This is a genomic window from Bradyrhizobium sp., assembly GCF_016462955.1.
Taxonomy (GTDB): Bacteria; Pseudomonadota; Alphaproteobacteria; order Rhizobiales; family Xanthobacteraceae; genus Bradyrhizobium.
The window spans coordinates 1-273 of sequence record NZ_JAEMSD010000230.1 but is presented as its reverse complement, the minus strand read 5'-3'; the positions used below and the strand labels follow the sequence as shown (position 1 = coordinate 273).

Genomic DNA, 273 nt, shown 5'->3' with positions numbered 1-273 from the left:
AAATACGGGCTCGGCAACACGCCCGTGGTCTGCCACGTGGGGCAGGATCCCGCGAGCTTCACGATCACCGACACCGCCTATGACGGTGACGGGCGTATGATCAATTCGCGCTTCCTCGACGGCATGACGATCGATCAGGCCAAGGACGAGGTGGCGAAGCGGCTGGAAAGTGAACTGCGCGGCAATGCGCCGGTCGGCGAGCGCCAGGTCAATTTCCGCCTGCGCGACTGGGGCATTTCGCGCCAGCGCTATTGGGGCTGCCCTATCCCGGTC

The 273-nt window shown here is 64.5% G+C and carries 1 pseudogene; it reads left to right on the top strand.

Annotation, left to right across the window (positions count from 1 at the left end):
* Positions 1-273: pseudogene (locus JHD07_RS22045) on the top strand (leucine--tRNA ligase); the annotation flags it as partial.